1 protein-coding gene is annotated in these 1562 nt (G+C 56.9%); it reads right to left on the bottom strand.

All coding sequences use genetic code 11. From position 1 onward, the window contains the following. A partial coding sequence (locus tag JMF90_RS36545; protein WP_236598125.1) for a type VI secretion system Vgr family protein occupies positions 1–1228 on the bottom strand: 1228 nt, incomplete at its 3' end. Between the last annotated feature and the right edge of the window lie 334 nt (positions 1229–1562).

The following is a 1562-nucleotide window of genomic DNA, read 5'->3' as shown; positions in this document are numbered from 1 at the left end:
ATGCGGCCTGCCGGTCCTTGTATTCGGCACGCAGACGCGACAGGCGTCGCTGCAGGCTACCCGGAAAGGGGCGGCTGTTGCCCAGCGGCAGATTGTTCTGGATAGCCCAACGCACGCCAAGAATCGCGAACTCGCGGTCCTCAGGCTTGTCTGCGTCGTGCTCGGGATGGTCTTCGAGCGTGAACCATCGACCGGCGTCCATGCACGGAACACTGCCCACCCCGAAAAACCGTTTGCTGCGCGAGGCCATCTCTTCAAGCCGAATTCGCATAGCGCGCTCGCCACGGTCGTAGGACTCGCCGGTGACCGGAAAGCTATAGTGGCCCGCGTATTCGTAGACTTCCAACTCCTGCGGGATATCGCCTTGGTCAACCGTGGACCGGTCCGCCCGCTGCAACGTGCGCGCTGGACGTTTGTAATCCGCCGTGCTGAACGCATATCCGACGCTTTGCGTCGTACGCTCGCCGCTCCATTCGACGAGTGTGCCAGCCTGGCCGTCTCGGTCGCCGCGATAGAACGGTACTCGCTGGGTAGCGAGCGCTTTGCAATTGAAGAGGTCGTCGGTCACGACAATCGTATGCGACTTACCGTCCTCTGCATGCTCGACATACGTGAACCATCCCTCCGACTCCATCAACCGATGGACGAAATTGTGGTCGGTTTCGTACTGAGTACAGTACGAGCGAACCGCGCCCGGGTCTTTCACATCGAGCCGGAAATGACCGCGCGCCGGCGAATGGCCGCTGAACACTTTAGTCAGGATGTCGGCGGTCGTTAGGTCCTGGAAAATGCGCGCGTCCTTGCGGTACTGCAGAAAGCGCATCCACGACGAAAACGAAAGCTGATAGTAAGTGAGTCCCCCGTCCGCTCCGAGGCGTCGCGTTGCATGGACGTAGCCATGCCAAGGCAGGTACGACTCGTCGGCTTGACGCACCCATAATGTGACAGGTTGCGCCATCAGCTTCTTCAAATGAAGCGCGCGCTCCCGGGACACGACGTCCACTGTGAGCTCGAAATCCCGGCCCACGCGCGATTCGCCCATGGCGCGTTGCGGCAACAGTACCTTCGCCCCGAGGGGCGTTTCCAGGACGAGCGCTCGGTTCGTCTGCTCGATACCCGCGTCAAGCATCAACGAATTGGGCAACCTACCCATTTCGAATATCTCCTCTGGAGGAAAAAATGAACGCGCATCGGAGGCGGCGCGAAAGGTCGAAAGAGATTTTGCCACAACGACCTATCCGCTTTGATAACAAACGTAAAAACAATCTCCCGACAACCGACATCATTTTATGTTTCAATGCTTTTTAATCCTTCGCCTCGGCAATACTGGTATTTCTTACATAAATTAACGCCGAAACAAGCAGCGGATCGACTTTGGCGCTATCCAGGATAGAAACGCCTGGTCGCGTCGCCTCCTTCAGGAGCATGTGCGATTCTACAAAATGCACGCAAAATTGGCCTCCGAGCAACCATGTCGAGTTACTCGATTTTGCTGATGAACGTTGCCACCGAGAGGAAAGACCTGTTAGAAATAACAGGCCAGCCAAATTTTATGGAGCATT

The organism is Burkholderia sp. E168m23 (assembly GCF_016586125.1).
GTDB lineage: Bacteria > Pseudomonadota > Gammaproteobacteria > Burkholderiales > Burkholderiaceae > Burkholderia > Burkholderia orbicola.
Note: the sequence above shows the minus strand (reverse complement) of the source record. Positions and strands in the feature narration are given on the sequence as shown.